At 63.0% G+C, this 17386-nt stretch carries 18 protein-coding genes; 12 read left to right on the top strand and 6 right to left on the bottom strand.

The genetic code is table 11. From position 1 onward, the window contains the following. Window positions 1-41 precede the first annotated feature (41 nt). Genes BM173_RS07510 through BM173_RS07495 form a run of 4 tightly spaced genes read left to right on the top strand, consistent with a single transcriptional unit; the run spans window position 42 to window position 2965 of the window. The gene (locus BM173_RS07510; RefSeq protein WP_090479478.1) at window positions 42-1640 is read left to right on the top strand and encodes a long-chain fatty acid--CoA ligase; all 1599 of its coding nucleotides are present in this window, start codon (window positions 42-44) and stop codon (window positions 1638-1640) included. Continuing rightward, complete coding sequence (locus BM173_RS07505) at window positions 1637-2182, top strand: pseudouridine synthase (protein WP_090479475.1); 546 nt, start codon at window positions 1637-1639, stop codon at window positions 2180-2182. The genes BM173_RS07510 and BM173_RS07505 overlap by 4 nt, the downstream gene beginning before the upstream one ends. Window positions 2183-2192: 10 nt before the next feature. Then, complete coding sequence (locus BM173_RS07500) at window positions 2193-2624, top strand: DUF1330 domain-containing protein (protein ID WP_090479472.1); 432 nt, start codon at window positions 2193-2195, stop codon at window positions 2622-2624. A 32-nt stretch (window positions 2625-2656) separates the two neighbouring features. Further along, complete coding sequence (locus BM173_RS07495; RefSeq protein WP_090479469.1) at window positions 2657-2965, top strand: hypothetical protein; 309 nt, start codon at window positions 2657-2659, stop codon at window positions 2963-2965. 8 nt (window positions 2966-2973) lie between these two features. Here BM173_RS07495 and BM173_RS07490 read toward each other — a convergent pair whose 3' ends face one another. Further along, window positions 2974-4059 (bottom strand): PA0069 family radical SAM protein, encoded by a 1086-nt coding sequence (locus BM173_RS07490; protein ID WP_090479467.1) that lies wholly within the window; start codon window positions 4057-4059, stop codon window positions 2974-2976. 90 nt (window positions 4060-4149) lie between these two features. Here BM173_RS07490 and BM173_RS07485 point away from each other — a divergent pair, with 90 nt between their 5' ends. Further along, the gene (locus tag BM173_RS07485) at window positions 4150-4662 is read left to right on the top strand and encodes a YcxB family protein (protein WP_090479464.1); all 513 of its coding nucleotides are present in this window, start codon (window positions 4150-4152) and stop codon (window positions 4660-4662) included. Here the strand turns inward: BM173_RS07485 and moaB are convergent. The 3 genes from moaB to BM173_RS07470 are packed head-to-tail and all read right to left on the bottom strand — an operon-like array spanning window position 4659 to window position 7748. Continuing rightward, the gene (gene moaB / locus BM173_RS07480) at window positions 4659-5186 is read right to left on the bottom strand and encodes a molybdenum cofactor biosynthesis protein B (RefSeq protein ID WP_090480253.1); all 528 of its coding nucleotides are present in this window, start codon (window positions 5184-5186) and stop codon (window positions 4659-4661) included. The two genes, BM173_RS07485 and moaB, sit on opposite strands and share 4 nt — an antisense overlap. Before the next feature lie 13 nt (window positions 5187-5199). Next, window positions 5200-6921, bottom strand: a complete 1722-nt coding sequence (locus BM173_RS07475; RefSeq protein ID WP_342741973.1) for a lytic transglycosylase domain-containing protein — start codon at window positions 6919-6921, stop codon at window positions 5200-5202. Beyond that, entirely contained in the window at window positions 6918-7748 is an 831-nt protein-coding gene (locus tag BM173_RS07470; RefSeq protein ID WP_143089598.1) for a hypothetical protein, read from the bottom strand. Before BM173_RS07470 ends, BM173_RS07475 begins: the two co-directional genes overlap by 4 nt. A gap of 38 nt (window positions 7749-7786) precedes the next feature. On the opposite strand from BM173_RS07470, the gene BM173_RS07465 reads away from it, so the two are divergent. From BM173_RS07465 to BM173_RS07435, 7 genes are all read left to right on the top strand, one after another. Then, window positions 7787-9433, top strand: a complete 1647-nt coding sequence (locus tag BM173_RS07465; protein ID WP_090479455.1) for an electron transfer flavoprotein-ubiquinone oxidoreductase — start codon at window positions 7787-7789, stop codon at window positions 9431-9433. A gap of 12 nt (window positions 9434-9445) precedes the next feature. Continuing rightward, window positions 9446-10258: a 4-(cytidine 5'-diphospho)-2-C-methyl-D-erythritol kinase gene (locus BM173_RS07460; protein WP_090479452.1), complete on the top strand. Its 813-nt coding sequence runs from the start codon at window positions 9446-9448 to the stop codon at window positions 10256-10258. After that, window positions 10258-10983 carry an N-formylglutamate amidohydrolase gene (locus BM173_RS07455; RefSeq protein ID WP_090480250.1) on the top strand — a complete coding sequence of 242 codons (726 nt, stop codon included), beginning with the start codon at window positions 10258-10260 and terminating at the stop codon, window positions 10981-10983. Before BM173_RS07460 ends, BM173_RS07455 begins: the two co-directional genes overlap by 1 nt. Before the next feature lie 117 nt (window positions 10984-11100). Then, window positions 11101-12957 (top strand): dihydroxy-acid dehydratase, encoded by a 1857-nt coding sequence (ilvD, locus tag BM173_RS07450; RefSeq protein WP_090479450.1) that lies wholly within the window; start codon window positions 11101-11103, stop codon window positions 12955-12957. Between the two features lie 48 nt (window positions 12958-13005). Beyond that, window positions 13006-13359 (top strand): hypothetical protein, encoded by a 354-nt coding sequence (locus tag BM173_RS07445; RefSeq protein WP_090479447.1) that lies wholly within the window; start codon window positions 13006-13008, stop codon window positions 13357-13359. Then, on the top strand, window positions 13352-14737 hold the full coding sequence (locus BM173_RS07440) for an NAD(P)H-hydrate dehydratase (protein WP_245755812.1): 1386 nt from the start codon (window positions 13352-13354) through the stop codon (window positions 14735-14737). Before BM173_RS07445 ends, BM173_RS07440 begins: the two co-directional genes overlap by 8 nt. Then, the gene (locus BM173_RS07435) at window positions 14734-15930 is read left to right on the top strand and encodes a class I SAM-dependent RNA methyltransferase (RefSeq protein WP_090479443.1); all 1197 of its coding nucleotides are present in this window, start codon (window positions 14734-14736) and stop codon (window positions 15928-15930) included. The genes BM173_RS07440 and BM173_RS07435 overlap by 4 nt, the downstream gene beginning before the upstream one ends. On the opposite strand, the gene BM173_RS07430 is transcribed toward BM173_RS07435, so the two are convergent. After that, a complete protein-coding gene (locus tag BM173_RS07430; protein WP_090479440.1) occupies window positions 15927-16700 on the bottom strand; it encodes a hydrolase 1, exosortase A system-associated in 774 nt (257 codons plus the stop codon). The two genes, BM173_RS07435 and BM173_RS07430, sit on opposite strands and share 4 nt — an antisense overlap. Then, the gene (locus BM173_RS07425; RefSeq protein WP_090479437.1) at window positions 16697-17377 is read right to left on the bottom strand and encodes an alpha/beta hydrolase family protein; all 681 of its coding nucleotides are present in this window, start codon (window positions 17375-17377) and stop codon (window positions 16697-16699) included. Before BM173_RS07425 ends, BM173_RS07430 begins: the two co-directional genes overlap by 4 nt. Window positions 17378-17386 lie beyond the last annotated feature (9 nt).

The following is a 17386-nucleotide window of genomic DNA, read 5'->3' as shown; positions in this document are numbered from 1 at the left end:
GGGCTCGCGAAGACGGGCCGGGGACGAGAGAGGAGAGACGAATGCTCGGAGCGATGCAGGACTGGACCATGCGCGTGACCCACGTGATCGATCACGCGGCGCGCGAAGCACCGGATCGCGAAATCGTCACACGTTGGGCAGATGGAAGCGAAACGCGCACGAATTGGGCCGGCATTCGCACCGATGCGCTGAAAATGGCGCAGGCCCTGCAGGCACTCGGCCTGAAGAAGGGCGACAAGGTTGCCAGCCTCGCGATGAACCACTCCCGCCACCTCGTCAGCTGGTATGGTGTCGCGGGGATGGGCGGCGTCCTCCACACGGTGAACCCGCGCCTGTTCGAGGACCAGCTCGAATACATCGTCAATCACGCCGAAGACCGCGTGATGATCTACGACGCCGCCTTCCAGCCGATCGTCGACAAGATGCGTGACCGGTGGAAGACGGTTGAGCATTACATCTGCTTCGACAGCGGCGAGCATACGACTTCCTTCGAAGACTGGATCGGCGAGCAATCGGGAGACTTCGAATGGGTCGAAGGCAACGAGCGCGATCCCTGCATGATCTGCTACACCAGCGGTACGACGGGCAATCCCAAGGGCGTCCAGTACGAACACCGCAGCACGGTGCTGCATGCGCTTGCGGGCCTTCAGCCTTCGACCTTCAACTTCAGCGCATCCTCGGTGATGCTGCCGGTGGTCCCTATGTTCCACGCGGCCAGCTGGGGGCTTCCCTATGCAGGCGCGATGGCGGGCATCAAATTCGTGTTCAGCGCGGTCAACGACCCTGCGGTACTGCACGAAATGATGCTCAAGGAAGGAGTCACTGACAGCGCGGGCGTTCCCACCGTCTGGCTCGCCCACTTCCAGTATTGCGATGCAGAGGGCATCGACCTGCCGCCGCTCAAGGCCGCCACCATCGGCGGTTCCGCCGCACCGCGGTTCATGATCGAGCGATTGATGAAGAACGGCACGCGCGTACAGCACGCCTGGGGCATGACAGAGACCTCGCCCATCGGCACGGTCGGCGGTCCGACGCATGACTGGGACCAGCTCAGCTTCGAGGAAAAGGTCCTCAAGACCATGAAGCAGGGCCGTCCGATCTTCGGCGTCGAGCTGCGTACTATCGACCTCGACGATCCGACCAAGGTCCTGCCGCGCGATGGCGAGACCTCGGGCGCGTTGCAGATCCGCGGTCCCTGGGTGGTGAAGCGCTACTTCAAGGCCGAAGAGGATGCGGTGACCGAGGATGGCTGGTTCGACACCGGCGATGTCGGGATGCTGCATCCCGACGGCACCCTGCAACTGACCGACCGGACCAAGGACGTGATCAAGTCGGGTGGCGAATGGATCAGCTCTGTGGAGCTTGAAAACGCGGCCGTGGGTCACCCCGGCGTCGCCGAGGCCGCCTGTATCGGCATGTACCACCCCAAGTGGGACGAACGCCCGGTCCTGTTCGTGGTCAGGAAAGAGGGACAGGACGTTACTGCGGAACAGGTCGTCAACTTCCTGTCTGACAAGATCGCCAAGTGGTGGCTGCCCGATGCGGTCGAATTCGTGGACGACATCCCGCACACTGCCACCGGCAAGATCAGCAAGAAGGACCTGCGCGACCGGTTCGCCGACTACAAGCTCGAGACGTGAGCAGGCTTATCCTGCTGAACAAGCCCTTCGGTGTGCTGTCGCAATTCACCGGGGGCAAGGAAGGGGTGGACGATACGCTGGCGCATCTGGTCGATGTGCCGGGCGTCTATCCTGCGGGCAGGCTCGACAAGGATAGCGAAGGGCTGCTCCTGCTGACCGGCGACGGTCGGCTGCAGTCGCGTATCGCCGAGCCGCGCTACAAGATGGCGAAGACTTATCTCGTGCAGGTAGAGGGCGAAGCGGTTGACGAGGCTTTGGAGAAACTGGCGCGCGGCGTCGAACTCAAGGACGGCGTGACGCGGCCAGCCCGAGCGAAACGCATCGAACCGCCGCCCGTGTGGGACCGAGACCCGCCAGTTCGCTATCGCAAGAGCGTGCCCGATAGCTGGATTGCGCTGGAGATCACCGAGGGGCGCAATCGCCAGGTCCGTCGGATGACCGCCGCCGTGGGCCTACCGACCCTGCGCCTGATCCGCTGGCGCATCAGGGATTGGAGCGTCGACGGCATCGCACCCGGCACCTATCGTGAAATCGAAGTCTGAGGAGAGAGACGTGAGCGCAACCTACATCGACCCGAGCCCTGCAAACTTCCAGGCGTTCAAGGACCTCCCGCGCGACGAGCCGATCCATATGCTCAACCTCCTTCAATATCGCGATGAGGCAGATTACCCCGACGGGCACGAGCATCACGGCAAGGGCTGGAGCGGCCGCCGCGCTTACGAGGAATACGGCAAGACGAGCGGCCCCATCTTTCGCCGCGTCGGCGGCAGCATCGTGTGGCGCGGCGCGTTCCAGACGGTGGTGACCGGGCCGGAAGCGATGCAATGGCACGACGGTTTCGTCGCGCAATATCCCAATGCAGGGGCCTTCTTCGAGATGATCAAGGATCCCGATTACCAGAAGGCGGTGGTCAATCGGACAGCGGCTCTGGCAGACAGCAGGCTGGTGCGGTTCGCTCCGGGCGACGCGGGAGAAGGGTTTTGAGGAACAGAGATTGTCTGCTCTTAGCGAGTGTCTTGGCCCTGGCCGGATGCGCAACGACAGAAAAGCCGGTACACTTCACCGTATCGGGTGACGAGATCATATCGGCGACGATCCGCGCCGACACCTCGAATTGCGATCCGGTGCATGGCAGTTGCCCATGGCCTGATGACTATGGACCGGCTGAATGCAGCTACGTGAACTCCTATTTGCTCGAGGCGACTTGCGAGCAGAAGGCGATGGACATCTACGGCAAGCCATTCGTCATCGTCACGAGACTTGAACGGGAAACGCAGTATTCGGAGTGGTTTACCAAGGGGCCTGCAACGACCTACCGCCCCTAGGTAGCTCCCTAAAGTAGCCGTAGCTGACCGCCCACCGCAGGCGGCCTGAACTGCGTGCAATCCAGCTCGAATTTCGCCTTACCCAGTCCTGCGCGCTTGCAGGCCACGCGGAACCTGGCGCGGAAGAGGTCGGCCCAGACGCCAGTGGGCCTTAGGCGAGAGAAGAAGTTCGGATCGTTGTCCTTTCCGTTCCGGATAGACTGGACGATGCTCATCACCTTGTCGCCGCGCTCCGGATAGTGGACCGATAACCACTCGCGAAACAGCGGGGCGACTTCGTGCGGCAGGCGGAGCGGAATCCAGCCTACGCTGTCGACCGCGATGGCGGCGGCGCGCTGGACGATCTCTTCCATAAATTTGTCGGTAATGGCCGGGATTACAGGCGCAACGGAGCAATGGGTGGGAACTCCCGCTTCGGCCAGTTTCTGCAATGCGGAGAGTCGCTTGGCAGGCGATGCTGCGCGCGGTTCGAGCTTTCCCGACAGCTTCGGATCGAGGCTGGTCACCGAAATCGCGACCGCGACAAGCCTGCGCTCTGCCATCTCTGCCAGCAGGTCCAGATCGTCGCACACCCTGTCCGACTTGGTCGTGATCGTGACGGGATGGCGCGCGTCGAGGCATACTTCCAGCACCTGCCGCGTGATGCGATAGCGCCGCTCGATCGGCTGGTAGGGATCGGTGTTGGTACCCATCGCGATTGGTTTGGGGCGGTATTTCGGCTTCGACAGTGTCGCGCGCAGAAGTTCCGCCGCGTTTGGTTTCGCAAACAGCCGGGTCTCGAAATCCAGTCCGGGCGACAGGTCGTGATAGGCATGGGTCGGGCGGGCGAAGCAATAGACGCAGCCATGCTCGCACCCTCGATAGGCGTTGATCGAACGGTCGAAAAAGATGTCGGGCGACTGGTTGAAGCTGAGGATGGTGCGCGGCTTTTCCTCCGTCACATGCGTGCGCAGCTTTACCGGCGGACCATCCAGAGCTTCCATGTGATCGCGCCAGTCGCCATCCGCCTCGCGCGTGGAAAGGCCGAAGCGGGTAGGGACCGCGCGCGACTGCGCACCACGTTCCGCGACGGGCGACTCAATGCTTCGTTCCATGAGTTGAACATAAGAAGAACATAAGGGCGCGTCCAGACAAAGTGTGGCGGTGTCTTGTATCGGCTCGCGTGATGCGCGAAGTTGTCGCCGATGGCTTTGAACGGACCCTATACCTATCGCGTCGCCGAGGCAGACCTTGCCGAGGCGGGGCGACATTATTTTCAGCGCCGCGTGTTTCAGAAGCCGATGCGCTACCTCTTCATCGCGGTCATTTTGCTGGCGGTCGTGCTGGTGGCACTCGATCTATACGAGGATGGCGCCTTGCGGTTGACCACCGTTCTGCTGGTAGTCTTGGGTATCCCGCTGATCTGGCTGATCCCCTATCTGATCGCGCCCATCATCATGCGCCGGCAGTATCGGCAAAGCGCCGCGCTGCGTGACGAAAACCAGATCGAATTCGATAACGAGGCGGTCCATTTCTCAAACGCGCGCGGCCATGCCCGCATTCCGTTCGAGGAGTTCTATGCCTGGTCCGATACCCGCACGATGATCCTGCTCCACCAGACCGAGGCCTTTTTCAATCCGGTCCCGAAAGCTGCACTGGGCGAGGATCATCGCCTGCTGATCGCCGCGCTAGAGGCGGCTGGAATCAGGCGCTTCTAACGCTCCCGCAGGCGCGGCATGATGTCAACGAAATTGCACGGACGGTGCCTACTGTCGAGCTGGTAGGCGAGGATCTTGTCCCACCCGTCTTTCACCGCGCCGTTCGATCCGGGCAGGGCAAAAATATAGGTGCCGCGCGCCAGCACGGCGCAGGCGCGGCTCTGGATGGTGCTCGTCCCGATGCTTTCGATGCTGATGTAGCGGAAATATTCGCCGAAACCGGGAATGTCCTTGTCCTTGACGCGGTCGAGCGCTTCGGGGGTCACGTCCCTGCCGGTGAGGCCGGTGCCGCCGGTCGTGATGACGGCATCGACGTTCTCGTCGTCGATCCAGCGGTGGAGGTGCGCTGCTATCTCGTTCTTGTCGTCCTTGCTGATCTCGCGCGCAGCGAGGCGATGGCCGCTCGCCTCGATCCGGCCGGCAAGAATATCGCCCGACGTATCTTCGGCGGCGCTACGGCTGTCGGAGATCGTCAGCAGCGCGATATTCACCGGCTTGAAATCGAGGCTTTCGTCGATCGCCATCAGCGTGCCCTCTTCATCGCGTCCGGGGGAACTGCGGCCAGTCATTCTGGGCCAGCGCAGTGCGGCTTTCCGCCATGGCTTCGGCCTGCCGCAGGTACATCCAGTAATTGCGCATCACGATGGCGACATACCCGCGCGTTTCCCAATAGGGGATCGATTCCATCCAGAGCAGCGGATCGCCCTGGTCATTGATTTCGCTGTTCCAGCGCGAAACCGGCGTCGGGCCGGCATTGTAAGCAGCCATGACCTTGGGCAAATGACCCCGCGTGTATCCGGCATCGGCCAGCGCCTGCAGCGCGCGCTGACCAAAGGCGAGATTGGTGCGCGCATCCTTGAGGTTGGCGCTGGCGCTCATGTTGATCGAGGCGGCATATTCACGCGCGGCGATCGAGCGGATCTGCATCAGGCCGATGGCATTGGCCGGGCTGACCACGGTCTCGCGGAAATTCGATTCCTGTAGCGCATGGGCGAAGGCGAGGGCGGGATCGACGCGCCAGCCGCCGGTCGGTTCGTGATAGGCGATTGGGTAGCGCAGGTTCGGCGGCGACGATGCCCCGCGCGGCGCGTTGTACGCCATGAAGGTCTGTGTGCCTGCGAGGCCGAGCGCGCGGGCGAGGCGGGTGAGTGCAGGGTAATCGGATGCCTCGATATGGCGGGCCTGCCAGCGCAGCGCCTCGTCTGCGAGATCGCGGCGACCGACCTCGGCTAACATGACAGCTTCGCGCACGGCAGCCTCATCCTGCAACCTGCGCCAGTCGTCGGACGTGAGATCGGGCGAGGCGTGGTCACCGGGCAGTTGCTGCGACAACTGCTCGTGCGCGAGCATGCCGTACAATGTTTCGTCGAAGCGCGCGGCCCCGCGTAGCTGCTCGTCAGCCTTCTCCGGTTGGCGGCAGCGGACCAGTGCTCGCGACGCCCAATAGTGGGCCGCCGCAGTCAGAGAGGGGTTGGTCGAACCGGCGGCGCTGCGACGGAAGAAATCGGCCGAGTTCGCACAATCGCCGAGGCGCCAGGCGGCAAGCCCCGCGACCCAGTCACCTTCCGCGACCCATGCGCCCGAGCCCTGCGCGACAAGCTGCGCCATTCCGAAAGCTTCGCGGTCGCGGTTCTCGATATAGTAGGACCATGCGACGCGCTGACGCCATTCTGCGCGCGCCTCGCGCGAAAGCGATGCATCGACGCCGTCGAGGAGCAAGCGCGCTCCATCCGGATCGTCGTTGGAAATGCGATCGAGGATGGCGCTCTTGATGTCGTCGCGCATGGTGCCGTCATCGACGGTGCGAGGCAGGATCCGCTTCGTCGAATAGGGCTGGCGCGACAGCTGTTGTGCGCGCGGGAGGGAAGGCGGGTTTTCGAGACCTCTGGTCTGGCCCAGGCGGATGATTCCCGCCGCCTCGGGTAAGCGGGAATAGCGGTCGAGCCAGGCCTCGATGCGCGGCAGTTCGATCCGCGGGCTTTCGGGATGCAGATAATAGGCCGCAAGCGCGGAGCCATGGAGCGGCCCGTTATCGCGTTGCTGGAGCATGACTTCGACGCGGTCCCAGTTGCGCGCCTCGATCGCTTCGAACAGCGAGCGGTAGTAAAGCTGGTCGTCCTGCGAAAGCAGTTGCGGCAGTGCTGCCGAGTGCGAGCGCGTGAAATAGCGCAGGCTGTCGGACGACTGCGCCATCACGGGAGTTGCGAGCGTGCCTGCAGCCGATGCAAGGCAGGCGAGGATAAGCAGGCGTTTGGTCATGCGGTCCATTCGAGCCAGCGGTTCCAGAAATTACGGCGGCGCTGCGGCGAGCGCGAAAGTTCGGCGAGATCGGGTGCGAGCAACAGCGGCACCTTGCGACCTGCGATATCGAGCGAACCGGCCTCGCGCGCCTGTGCCGCGTCGATACCGAAGAGCGGGGCAAGTCCGCGCCCGAAGGCAAGCACGCGCTCCGGCTCGGCAAGCTTGATGTGATGTGCCAGCACTTCGGATAGGCCGCTGGATGCGAGGGCATTCCAGCCGGGATAAGCCGTGGGCGCGGGCAGGGCGCTCGCCAGATAGGCCTCGTGCGGGGCGATATTCATTGCCCGCAGGATTGCGCCTGCAAAGCGTCCAGCGCCGCCCGAGAGCAATTCTCCAGCATCATCGCCATAGGGTTCGGCCACGATAATCATCAGGCGCGACTTCGCGACTCCGCGCGGGGGAAGCCGGTCTTCGACCCGCGCTTGGCCAAGCGAAGGCTCGCTCAGCCACCATTCGCGAAATTTTGCGAGGTCTTCGGGCCAGCCTGTCCGATCGCCTCCGATGGACACGGGTTGCGCGGCTCCCTCGAATGCCCGTTCGACGGGTGTCTGCTTGGGCTCTTCGACGCGTTTGACGGGCTTTGGCGCCGCTACGGCTTCTTCGACTTCGGGTTCTGCCAGCCAGTTGGCGGTGTCATCGGAATAATCCATGTCGACACCCGCCTCCAGCCACCAGTCGAAGGCCGCTTCGAGAGCTTCTGCGGTGGCGAAATCGCCGTTTTGCTTGGGATTTTCGTGCATCATCCGTCCAGCGCAGGTCTTGACCTCGAACGCTCCAACAATCAAGGCATCGCGCAAGCGAATAGCGACGAAAAGAGAGAGACATGAGCGAACGTGAATCCATGCCCTGTGACGTCGTCATCATCGGCGGCGGTGTGGCGGGCCTTGCAGCGGCAATCCGGCTGAAGCAGATCAACGAAGAACTCGAAGTCGTGGTGCTCGAAAAGGGCAGCGAAATCGGGGCGCACATTCTCTCAGGCGCGGTGGTCGATCCCAAGGCGCTCGACGAGTTGCTGCCCGAATGGCGCGACATGGACTGCCCGATGGCGCAGACGCCGGTTACGGAAAACCATCACTGGGTCCTCTCGGCCACCGGCAAGTCGGACCTGCCGGAATTCATGATGCCGCCGTTCATGTCGAATGAAGGCAAGTACACCGGTTCGCTCGGCAACCTCGCTCGCTGGCTCGGCGAACAGGCCGAAGGGCTTGGCGTGATGGTCTTTCCGGGCTTCCCGGCCTCAGAAGTCCTGTTCGACGACAAGGGCGCGGTAACGGGCGTCGTGACGCAGGACATGGGCATTGCTGAAGACGGCAGCCACAAGGGCGATTACCAGCCCGGCATGGAAATCCACGCGAAATACACGCTCTTCGCTGAGGGCGCGCGCGGCAACCTCACCAAAAAGATGAAAGCCAAGTACGACCTGGAGGCGGATTGCCAGCCGCAGGTCTACGGGCTCGGCATCAAGGAATTGTGGGACGTCGATCCGGCAAAGCACGAACCGGGCAAGGTGATCCACACGCAGGGCTGGCCCCTGTCGGAAAGCGATACCTGGGGCGGCGGTTTCATCTACCACCAGGCTGCAGGTCAGGTCGCGATCGGCTTCGTTACCTCGCTCGACTACAAGAACCCCTATGTTTCGCCCTATCAGGAATTCCAGCGCTACAAGCATCACCCGGCCATCGCCGAGCTGCTCGAAGGCGGGAAGCGCGTGGCCTATGGCGCGCGCGTCATCAACGAAGGCGGCTGGCAGAGCGTGCCCAAGCTCGCTTTCCCGGGCGGCGCACTGATCGGCTGTGCGGCCGGTTTCGTGAACGTGCCGCGCATCAAGGGCAGCCACACCGCGATGAAGAGCGGCATGCTGGCAGCCGAAAGCATCGCAGCCGCCGTCGCGGCGGGTAGCGAACACACCGAACTGATGGATTACGACGAGGCCGTGCGCTCCAGCTGGATCGCGGACGAGCTCAAGCTGGTGAAGAATGCCCAGCCTGCCGTTGCGAAATACGGCGGCGACATCGGCACCGTGCTCGCTGGCATCGACATGTGGATGCGCACGCTCAAGATCGGCCTGCCGATCACGATGAAGCACCATCGCGACTACGAAACGCTCGAGCGGGCCGACCTGCACAAGAAGATCGCCTATCCCAAGCCCGACGGCGTGCTCAGCTTCGACCGCCTGACCAACGTGGCATACAGCTACACCAACCATGCGGAAGACCAGCCGGTCCACCTCAAGGTCTGCGACCGCGAATTGCAGCGCGAAAGCGAGCTGGAAGTCTTTGCCGGTCCTTCGACCCGCTACTGTCCGGCTGGCGTTTACGAATGGATCGAGGAAGAGGGGCAGGAGCCCAAGTTCCAGATCAATTCGCAGAACTGTGTCCACTGCAAGACCTGCGACATCAAGGATCCGAACCAGAACATCGAATGGACCACGCCCGAAGGTGGCGGCGGGCCGAACTATCCGAATATGTGATCCGCGCCCCGCGTGACGATCGCAGAAACCGCATACGCCAAGATCAACCTCGCGCTGCATGTCCGCAAGCGGCGCGAGGACGGCTATCATGAGCTCGAGACACTGTTTGCCTTCGTCGATGCGGGTGACAGGCTGACCGCAAGCCCGGCAGACCAAGATACGGTTTCATCTGTCGGGGAATTTGCATCCGGGCTGGACGATCCCTTCGACAATCTCGTCGCGAAGGCCCTCGGTAAATTGCCGCGCAATGGCGGGCTGGCTGTCACGCTGGAGAAGAACCTGCCCGTCGCGGCTGGCCTGGGTGGCGGCTCTGCCGATGCAGGTGCCGTTTTCCGCATCGTTCGCGAGCTACACGGCCTCCCGGACGATTGGCATGCGCGCGCAACCGCTCTTGGTGCGGATGTACCCGCTTGTGTCGAAAGCCGGACGTGCATCGGACGGGGGACCGGAACCGACCTCGAACCGGCCGACGACAGCCTTTCTGACACACCCGTATTGCTGGTCAATCCGCGCCAGCCGCTCGCGACGGGGCCGGTCTTCAAGTTGTGGGACGAGAGCGATCGTGGTCCGTTACCGCAAGGCGATGCACGGGAAATCACGCTTGCCGGCCGCAACGACCTCGAAAAGCCGGCGATTGAATTGTGCCCGGTCATTGCCCAGATACTAGATGAAATGCGCGGAACCGACCCGTTTCTGGCCCGTATGTCAGGCTCGGGTGCAACCTGTTTCGCACTCTACGACAATATTCCCGCGCGGGATGCGGCAGCCGAAACCATCGTTGCCTCATATCCCGACTGGTGGCAGATGAAGGGCCTTCTCAGATGATGATCGACAATTTGCCGTATCGCCAGGTCGGCACGGACGACCTGCGAGCCGGCGGACTGCTTTGCGTTGCCGACCACGCGTCAAATTTCGTGCCCGAGGATATCGAACTCGGCATCGATCCTGCGCTGCTGGACCAGCACATCGCCGTCGACATTGGGGTGGAGGGCATCGCCGACCGCCTGGCACGTCGTCACAATATCCCTGCTCACATCGCCTGCGTCAGCCGCCTGGTCTGCGACTTTCATCGAACGGAAGACGACCCTGCCGTAGTTCCGACCGAAAGCGATGGCCGCCTTATTGCCGGCAACATCGGCGCAAATATCGAAGCGCGCCTGGAGCGTTTCCACCGCCCCTATCATGACGCCCTGAGCAAGCTCATTTCCAAGGTGCAGCCGCGGATGATCGTGGCCCTGCACAGCTTCACACCGAAAATGAAAACCAGCGACGAGGACCGTCCCTGGGAGGTCTCGCTGCTCTACAACCAGGACGACCGTGCAGCACGTCACGCGATCCGCCTGTTTGGCGAACAGGGTCTGACCGTCGGCGATAACGAGCCCTATTCGGGCAAGGAACTCAACGCCACGATGGATCGGCACGCCGAAGCTGCGGGCATTCCTTATTGCACGGTCGAGATCCGCCAGGACCAGATCGCCAACGAAGCGGGTCAGGCACGCTGGGCTGTAATGCTCGCTGATGTCATGGGCCGCGTCGCTCTCGAAGTCTGATAGCAGCGCGCGCATAAAGCCCAACTTGGGCGATCTGCGGTAAATCTGCCGCCGAATACCCGTTATCCCGCATCGATCTGTCTGCTAGGGCTAGGGCTCCAGACGGAGAAGATTGCCATGCCCGCCTATCGTTCACGCACCACCACTCATGGCCGCAACATGGCCGGAGCGCGCGGCCTGTGGCGGGCGACAGGCATGAAGGACGAGGATTTCGGCAAGCCGATCATCGCCATCGTCAACAGTTTCACCCAGTTCGTGCCGGGCCACGTGCACCTAAAGGACCTGGGCCAGCTGGTCGCGCGCCAGGTGGAGGAGGCCGGCGGCGTCGCCAAGGAGTTCAACACCATCGCCGTCGATGACGGGATCGCGATGGGTCACGACGGGATGCTCTATTCGCTGCCCAGTCGCGATCTGATCGCCGACAGCGTGGAATACATGGTCAACGCCCACTGCGCCGACGCGATGGTGTGCATTTCCAACTGCGACAAGATCACTCCGGGCATGTTGATGGCGGCGATGCGGCTTAACATCCCTGCAGTGTTCGTCTCTGGCGGGCCGATGGAGGCGGGCAAGGTCGTGCTCGATGGCAAGGAAAAGGCGCTCGACCTCGTGGACGCGATGGTGGCCGCCGCCGACGATTCCTATACTGACGAGCAGGTGACCGAGATCGAACGCTCCGCCTGTCCGACATGCGGATCGTGCTCCGGCATGTTCACCGCCAATTCGATGAATTGCCTCACCGAAGCGCTTGGCCTTTCCCTCCCCGGTAACGGTTCCACACTCGCAACCCACGCCGATCGCCAAGGCCTGTTCGAGCGGGCAGGGCGGCTGATCGTCACGCTTGCGCGCCGCTATTACGAGGAAGACGACGCCAGCGTCCTTCCCCGCAGCATCGCCAGTTTCGAAGCCTTCGAAAATGCGATGAGCCTTGATATCGCCATGGGCGGGTCGACCAATACGGTTCTCCACCTTCTTGCCGCCGCGCACGAGGCAGGGGTCGATTTCACGATGAAGGATATCGACAGGCTCAGCCGCAAGGTGCCGTGCCTTTCCAAGGTCGCCCCTGCGAAAGACGATGTCCACATGGAGGACGTTCACCGCGCTGGCGGCATCATGTCGATCCTCGGCGAACTCGAGAAAGCAGGCCTGCTGCACACGGCTTTGCCCACGGTGCACAGCCCCACGATGGGCGATGCGCTGGATGACTGGGACATCGGCCGCACGCAGAACAACAAGGTTCGCGAGTTCTTCTCCGCGGCGCCGGGCGGCGTGCCCACGCAGACCGCCTTCAGCCAGTCGCGGCGGTGGGAATCGCTCGACCTCGACCGCGAGAAGGGCGTCATCCGCAGCGCAGAGCATGCCTTCAGCCAGGATGGCGGCCTTGCCGTTCTGTACGGCAATATCGCCCGCGACGGGTGCATCGTGAAGACCGCCGGTGTCGACGAGAGCATCCTGACCTTTTCCGGAACGGCGAAAGTCTACGAAAGCCAGGATGACGCCGTCACTGCCATTCTCACCGAACAGGTGGTCGCAGGAGATGTGGTCGTCATCCGCTATGAGGGGCCGCGCGGGGGGCCGGGGATGCAGGAAATGCTCTACCCGACCAGCTATCTCAAATCCAAAGGGCTGGGGGCAGCCTGCGCCTTGCTCACCGACGGTCGTTTCTCGGGCGGAACCTCCGGCCTGTCGATCGGCCACGTCTCGCCCGAAGCGGCAGAGGGCGGTGAGATCGCACTCGTCGAAAATGGCGACCGGATCGAAATCGACATCCCGAACCGCACGATCAACCTGATGATCGACGAAGGCGAGATGGAACGGCGGCGTGCGGCGATGAATGAGCAGGGCGATAATGCCTGGCAGCCTGCGAACGAGCGTCCCCGCGCCATCTCTCCGGCGCTGAAGGCCTATGCCGCAATGACGACTTCGGCTGCGCGCGGTGCAATTCGCGATGTCGATCAGCTGAGGCGCCGCTGAGCCGAGCACGCTTGCACCTTGGCGCCCGAAGTGGCAGCGCCGCCAGCAATGAGATTTGTGCTCCCGACCCTCGCCATCGGTCTTCTCGCGGCCTGTTCGCCCGAGCCAGAGGCTGCTCCCGGTATTGCCGAACAGGGCGGTATCGCGATCGAATGTGCTCTCGACGGCTCGGACGAGTTCGTTCGTCAATGTCGCCTCTCCGAGGAAATACCGGGCGCAAATGCCGAATTCGTCGTGCGCCATCCCGACGGGGGTTTCCGCCGTCTCGCCCTGTCCGAAAGCCCTGCCGGTTTCGACGTAGGTGACGGTGCCGGGGAAGCGAGCAGCGAGCGGCAAGGTGACTGGGTCGTCCTCACGATCGAGAATGACCGATATCGCTGGAAGGAGCCGGTCGGTGAGTGAAGCCGTCCTGACCGTCGCGCAAATGGTTGCGGCCGAGAAAGCGGCGATGGCTGCTGGAACCAGCGAATGGGAACTGATGCTCAAGGCCGGGCAGGGCGCCGCCCAATGGGTGCACCGCGCGGCAGGCGGAAGGCCGGTGACCGTCCTGTGTGGTCCGGGAAACAATGGCGGCGATGGATATGTGATCGCCGAGGATTTGGGGTCCCGGGGATACGATGTCGACGTCATCGCACCGGTCGAACCCTCGACGGATACTGCCCGAACGGCGCGAAGCCAGTTTGGAGGCGACACGCGCGAGCAGGGTCCTTTCGAGCATGCAATCGTGGTCGATTGCCTCTTCGGCTACGGCCTGTCGCGGCAAGTCGAGGGTGTGTATCGCGAATTGCTCGAAGAACTATCTGCAAGTGATTGTTTTAAAATTGCAATCGATGTCCCAAGTGCTGTGCGAAGCGATTGCGGTTCCACTCTCGGACCTTTGCCGCGATACGACCTGACGCTCGCATTGGGTGCGTGGAAGCAGGCGCATTTCCTGATGCCCTCCATGGCGATGATGGGCGCGAAAGAGCTGATCGATCTTGGCTTGCCGCTCGACGACGCGCATGGCGTCCTCTCCAGCCGGCCAGCGCTCTCGGCACCGGCAGCGGATGCGCACAAATATACGCGGGGCCTCGTCGCCGTTGTGGCCGGCGAAATGCCCGGTGCGCCGCTCTTGTCCTGCGAAGCGGGGATGCGCGCGGGTGCGGGTTATGTGAAGCTTTTCAGCGACCGATCGCACCCGGACGCACCGGCCGACCTGGTGATCGTCGAAGACGATCTGGATGAAGCACTGGAAGACGATCGCATCGACGCTTTGCTGGTCGGACCAGGGCTGGGTCGAGGCGAAACCTCGCGCGAACGACTGGCAGCGGCTTTGACGTCAGGCAGGCAATGCGTACTCGACGCCGATGCGCTTCACTTGCTCGACGACGATCTTCTGGAAGGTGTCGATCCGTCCCGCATTCTGCTGACGCCGCACGAGGGAGAACTGGCGGCATTGTGCGAATCCTTCGGCGTCGAAGCGGATGGCAAGCTCGATCGGGCACGCTCATTGTCGGCGGCGACAGGCCTGACGGTCCTAGCCAAGGGGCCGGACACGATCCTGGTGGGCGAGGGCACTACGCTGTTCTTTCCGCAAGGAAGCAGCTGGCTGTCGGTGGCCGGGTCCGGGGATGTGCTCGCCGGGATATGCGCGACGCGCCTCGCCGGATCGCGTAGTCCCATGGAGGCTGCCCAGGACGCAGTCTGGTTGCATCACGAGGCAGCGCGCCTCGCCGGTCCGGCTTTTACCGCCTTGCAGCTTGCACATTGCGTCAAACCGGCCATGGCGTCGTTCTTATGAGCGAGACAGAGGAAATCGTCCGTATTGCCGCCAAGGGCGACGGCGTCACACAGTCGGGCAGGCACATTGCTGGTGCCGTCACCGGAGACACAACGACGCCGGATGGATCGATCGAGGCCGGTCCACATCACGTGACGCCACCTTGCCGTCACTTCGGCAAGTGTGGCGGGTGCCAGCTCCAGCACGCGGATGAAGCGGCCCTCATGCAATTCGTGACCGACCGTGTGGTCAATGCCGCGCGGGGCCAGGAGATCGAGATCGGGGAGGTCTTGCCGACCCACCTTTCGCCGGCGCGCTCGCGGCGGCGTGCGACCCTCCATGCGCTCAAGGCGGGAAAGGGCGCCGTCATCGGTTTCCGCGAACCGCGCAGCAACCGCATCGTCGACATGCAGCAATGCGAGATCCTCGATCCACGTCTGTTTGCGCTGGTCGCACCCCTTCGAAAGCTGGTTGCCAGCCATGCCGAACGGGGTCCGGTGGATGTTTCGCTGACCCTTGCCGATCAGGGCATCGATTGCGCAATCAAGGGGATCGAGGCTGACGGACTGGCAGCCACCGAAGCCCTGCTGGACTTTGCGCGGGACCATTCCCTTGCGCGTCTCTCGCTGGACCAGGGGTTCGGCCCGGAAGCAGTCTGGGAACCGGAACCCGTGACCATAACGCTCGGCGACGTTCCGGTCGGCCTGCCGCAAGGCGCATTCCTCCAGCCGACGACGGACGGCGAGGAGGTGTTGCTCGCCGATGCGAAGCGCTGGCTGGCAGGGGCGAGCACGGTAGCCGACCTATTCTCTGGCCTCGGGACATTCGCATTCGCTCTCGCAGGTCCGGCCAAGGTTCTTGCTGCAGAAGCGGCGCGCGACGCGCATCTCGCTAGCAAATCGGCCGCCAACAGCCGCGGCATCGCTGTGCACGCCATGCATAGAGACCTGTTCAGGAATCCATTGCAAGCTGCGGAGATATCGAAGTTTTCTGCCACCCTCCTCGATCCGCCCCGTGCAGGAGCACGGGAACAAATCGCGCAAATCGCCGCGAGCGAAATCGAACGGGTGGTGTATGTGAGCTGCAACCCGTCAAGCTGGGCGCGCGATGCGAAGACGCTGATCGATGCCGGCTTCAAGCTGGAAGCGCTGCGTCCGGTCGGTCAATTCCGCTGGTCGACCCATGTAGAGCTTACCAGCTACTTCACCCGCTAGGACCGCAGCGCGGCCAGCACCTGCGTCCGCAGCCATTCCCGGGCGTGCGGTTCGGCATAGGCATGGCCGGCCGAACTGCAGATGGCAATACGTTCGTCATGCCCCCAATCGGCAGCGAAAACCTGCGCAGTGCGGTCGTTTTCGGCGATGAGGAAGCGGACCTTCCCTTCGAATTGGGAAAGACCCTCGCGGAGCGGGGCAATTAGGGGATTGGTTGTCTGACCGCTTCCCGACGCGTGCCGGATGCCGGTTGCCAGCTTCTCAAGGTCGACCTTGCCGCTCAGGAGGCGCCAGATTTCCTTCGGCTTGCCGAGTTTTGCGAGATAGCGCGATCGTACAGTGGCGGCAGGCGGTAGCGTCTGCGAACTGTCAGCAATCGCCCAGGGGTTGCTCAGCACGAGACGATCGAACCCGGCACCCTCTGCCAACATGAGCGCCGAGGCACCATCGCAATTGCCGAAACCGACCACGCGGTTCACTTGGGGCGAGAGCGCGCGAAAGGCCTGTAGTGCGGAGGCGATGTCCTTGCGCGACTTCTCGTATCCGCGATCTTCGCCTTCGCTATCGCCGATCCCGCGCCTGTCGAAACGGAATACCGGAAAACCAGCTTTGGCGACTTCGGCAGCAAGTCGTGCCTGCCATCCGAACGCCCCCGCGCGCGGCTCCTGACCTCCCGTCACGATCAGCAATCCGGTCGTGCCGGGCGCATTGTCGAGCGTTCCGCCGAGGCTCAGCCCGCCGCAGTGGAAGGCAAGATGGAGGCGGCTCATAAGGCTCCAGCCTCTTTTGCGACGACAGCGGCGAGGGCTTTCGCCTGCTTCTCATCTATGCCGCCCTCACTGCTTAGCCAGAGTGCGCGCCCTCCGATTTCCTCTTGCGCGATAGGTGTGACCCCATCGCTCTGATCCGTTTGCGTTTCGCAAAGCTGCTGCGCCATGGCAGGCCCGATCTGCCAACCGGCAATGGTGCCTCCGCTTGCGCGGGCGCCATCGAGAATTTCCGAGGGGCTGCGGTGGTTGCCTGCCTCTTTCTCGGCAAGGCTCTGCGCACGTACCATGGCGCGCAGCAGTTTTGCGGGATCGTGCGAGGCGTAATGGAAGGCTGGAACCGCGCCCGTACCGAGCGCGCATGCCGATCTTACGAAGAGTGCGCGGCTGACACCGAAATGTTCGGTCGCTGAAATGACTGCCGCACGCCATGCCGACAGGGTTTGCGCGGCCTGCGGCTGGAGGCTTTCGTTCGTTCCCGGCAAGTCCGGCATGACGCTGGTTACGCCGAGATCCTGCAAGGTGCGCATCATCAGAACGAGCTGCGCGCGCATGCGGTTGGCCTCGTCGAAGAGCGGCGGGATGATCAGCAGGTAGGGATTGGCCTTGCGGGCAGTGGAGACCGCCATTTCCATGCTCGTCCCGCCATCGGGAAGCGGGGCGGGCCATTCAAGAAACATGGAAAAGCG

This window comes from Qipengyuania nanhaisediminis, from assembly GCF_900115585.1.
Taxonomy (GTDB): Bacteria; Pseudomonadota; Alphaproteobacteria; order Sphingomonadales; family Sphingomonadaceae; genus Qipengyuania; species Qipengyuania nanhaisediminis.
This window is presented reverse-complemented; position numbering and strand designations above follow the sequence as displayed.

Coding starts and splice junctions, on each gene's coding strand:
- BM173_RS07510 (WP_090479478.1), top strand. CDS start 42: ATGCTCGGAGCGATGCAGGACTGGACCATGCGCGTGACCCACGTGATC.
- BM173_RS07490 (WP_090479467.1), bottom strand. CDS start 4,059: ATGGAACGAAGCATTGAGTCGCCCGTCGCGGAACGTGGTGCGCAGTCG.
- BM173_RS07485 (WP_090479464.1), top strand. CDS start 4,150: ATGGCTTTGAACGGACCCTATACCTATCGCGTCGCCGAGGCAGACCTT.
- moaB (WP_090480253.1), bottom strand. CDS start 5,186: ATGGCGATCGACGAAAGCCTCGATTTCAAGCCGGTGAATATCGCGCTG.
- BM173_RS07475 (WP_342741973.1), bottom strand. CDS start 6,921: ATGACCAAACGCCTGCTTATCCTCGCCTGCCTTGCATCGGCTGCAGGC.
- BM173_RS07465 (WP_090479455.1), top strand. CDS start 7,787: ATGAGCGAACGTGAATCCATGCCCTGTGACGTCGTCATCATCGGCGGC.
- BM173_RS07455 (WP_090480250.1), top strand. CDS start 10,258: ATGATCGACAATTTGCCGTATCGCCAGGTCGGCACGGACGACCTGCGA.
- ilvD (WP_090479450.1), top strand. CDS start 11,101: ATGCCCGCCTATCGTTCACGCACCACCACTCATGGCCGCAACATGGCC.
- BM173_RS07445 (WP_090479447.1), top strand. CDS start 13,006: ATGAGATTTGTGCTCCCGACCCTCGCCATCGGTCTTCTCGCGGCCTGT.
- BM173_RS07435 (WP_090479443.1), top strand. CDS start 14,734: ATGAGCGAGACAGAGGAAATCGTCCGTATTGCCGCCAAGGGCGACGGC.
- BM173_RS07430 (WP_090479440.1), bottom strand. CDS start 16,700: ATGAGCCGCCTCCATCTTGCCTTCCACTGCGGCGGGCTGAGCCTCGGC.
- BM173_RS07425 (WP_090479437.1), bottom strand. CDS start 17,377: ATGTTTCTTGAATGGCCCGCCCCGCTTCCCGATGGCGGGACGAGCATG.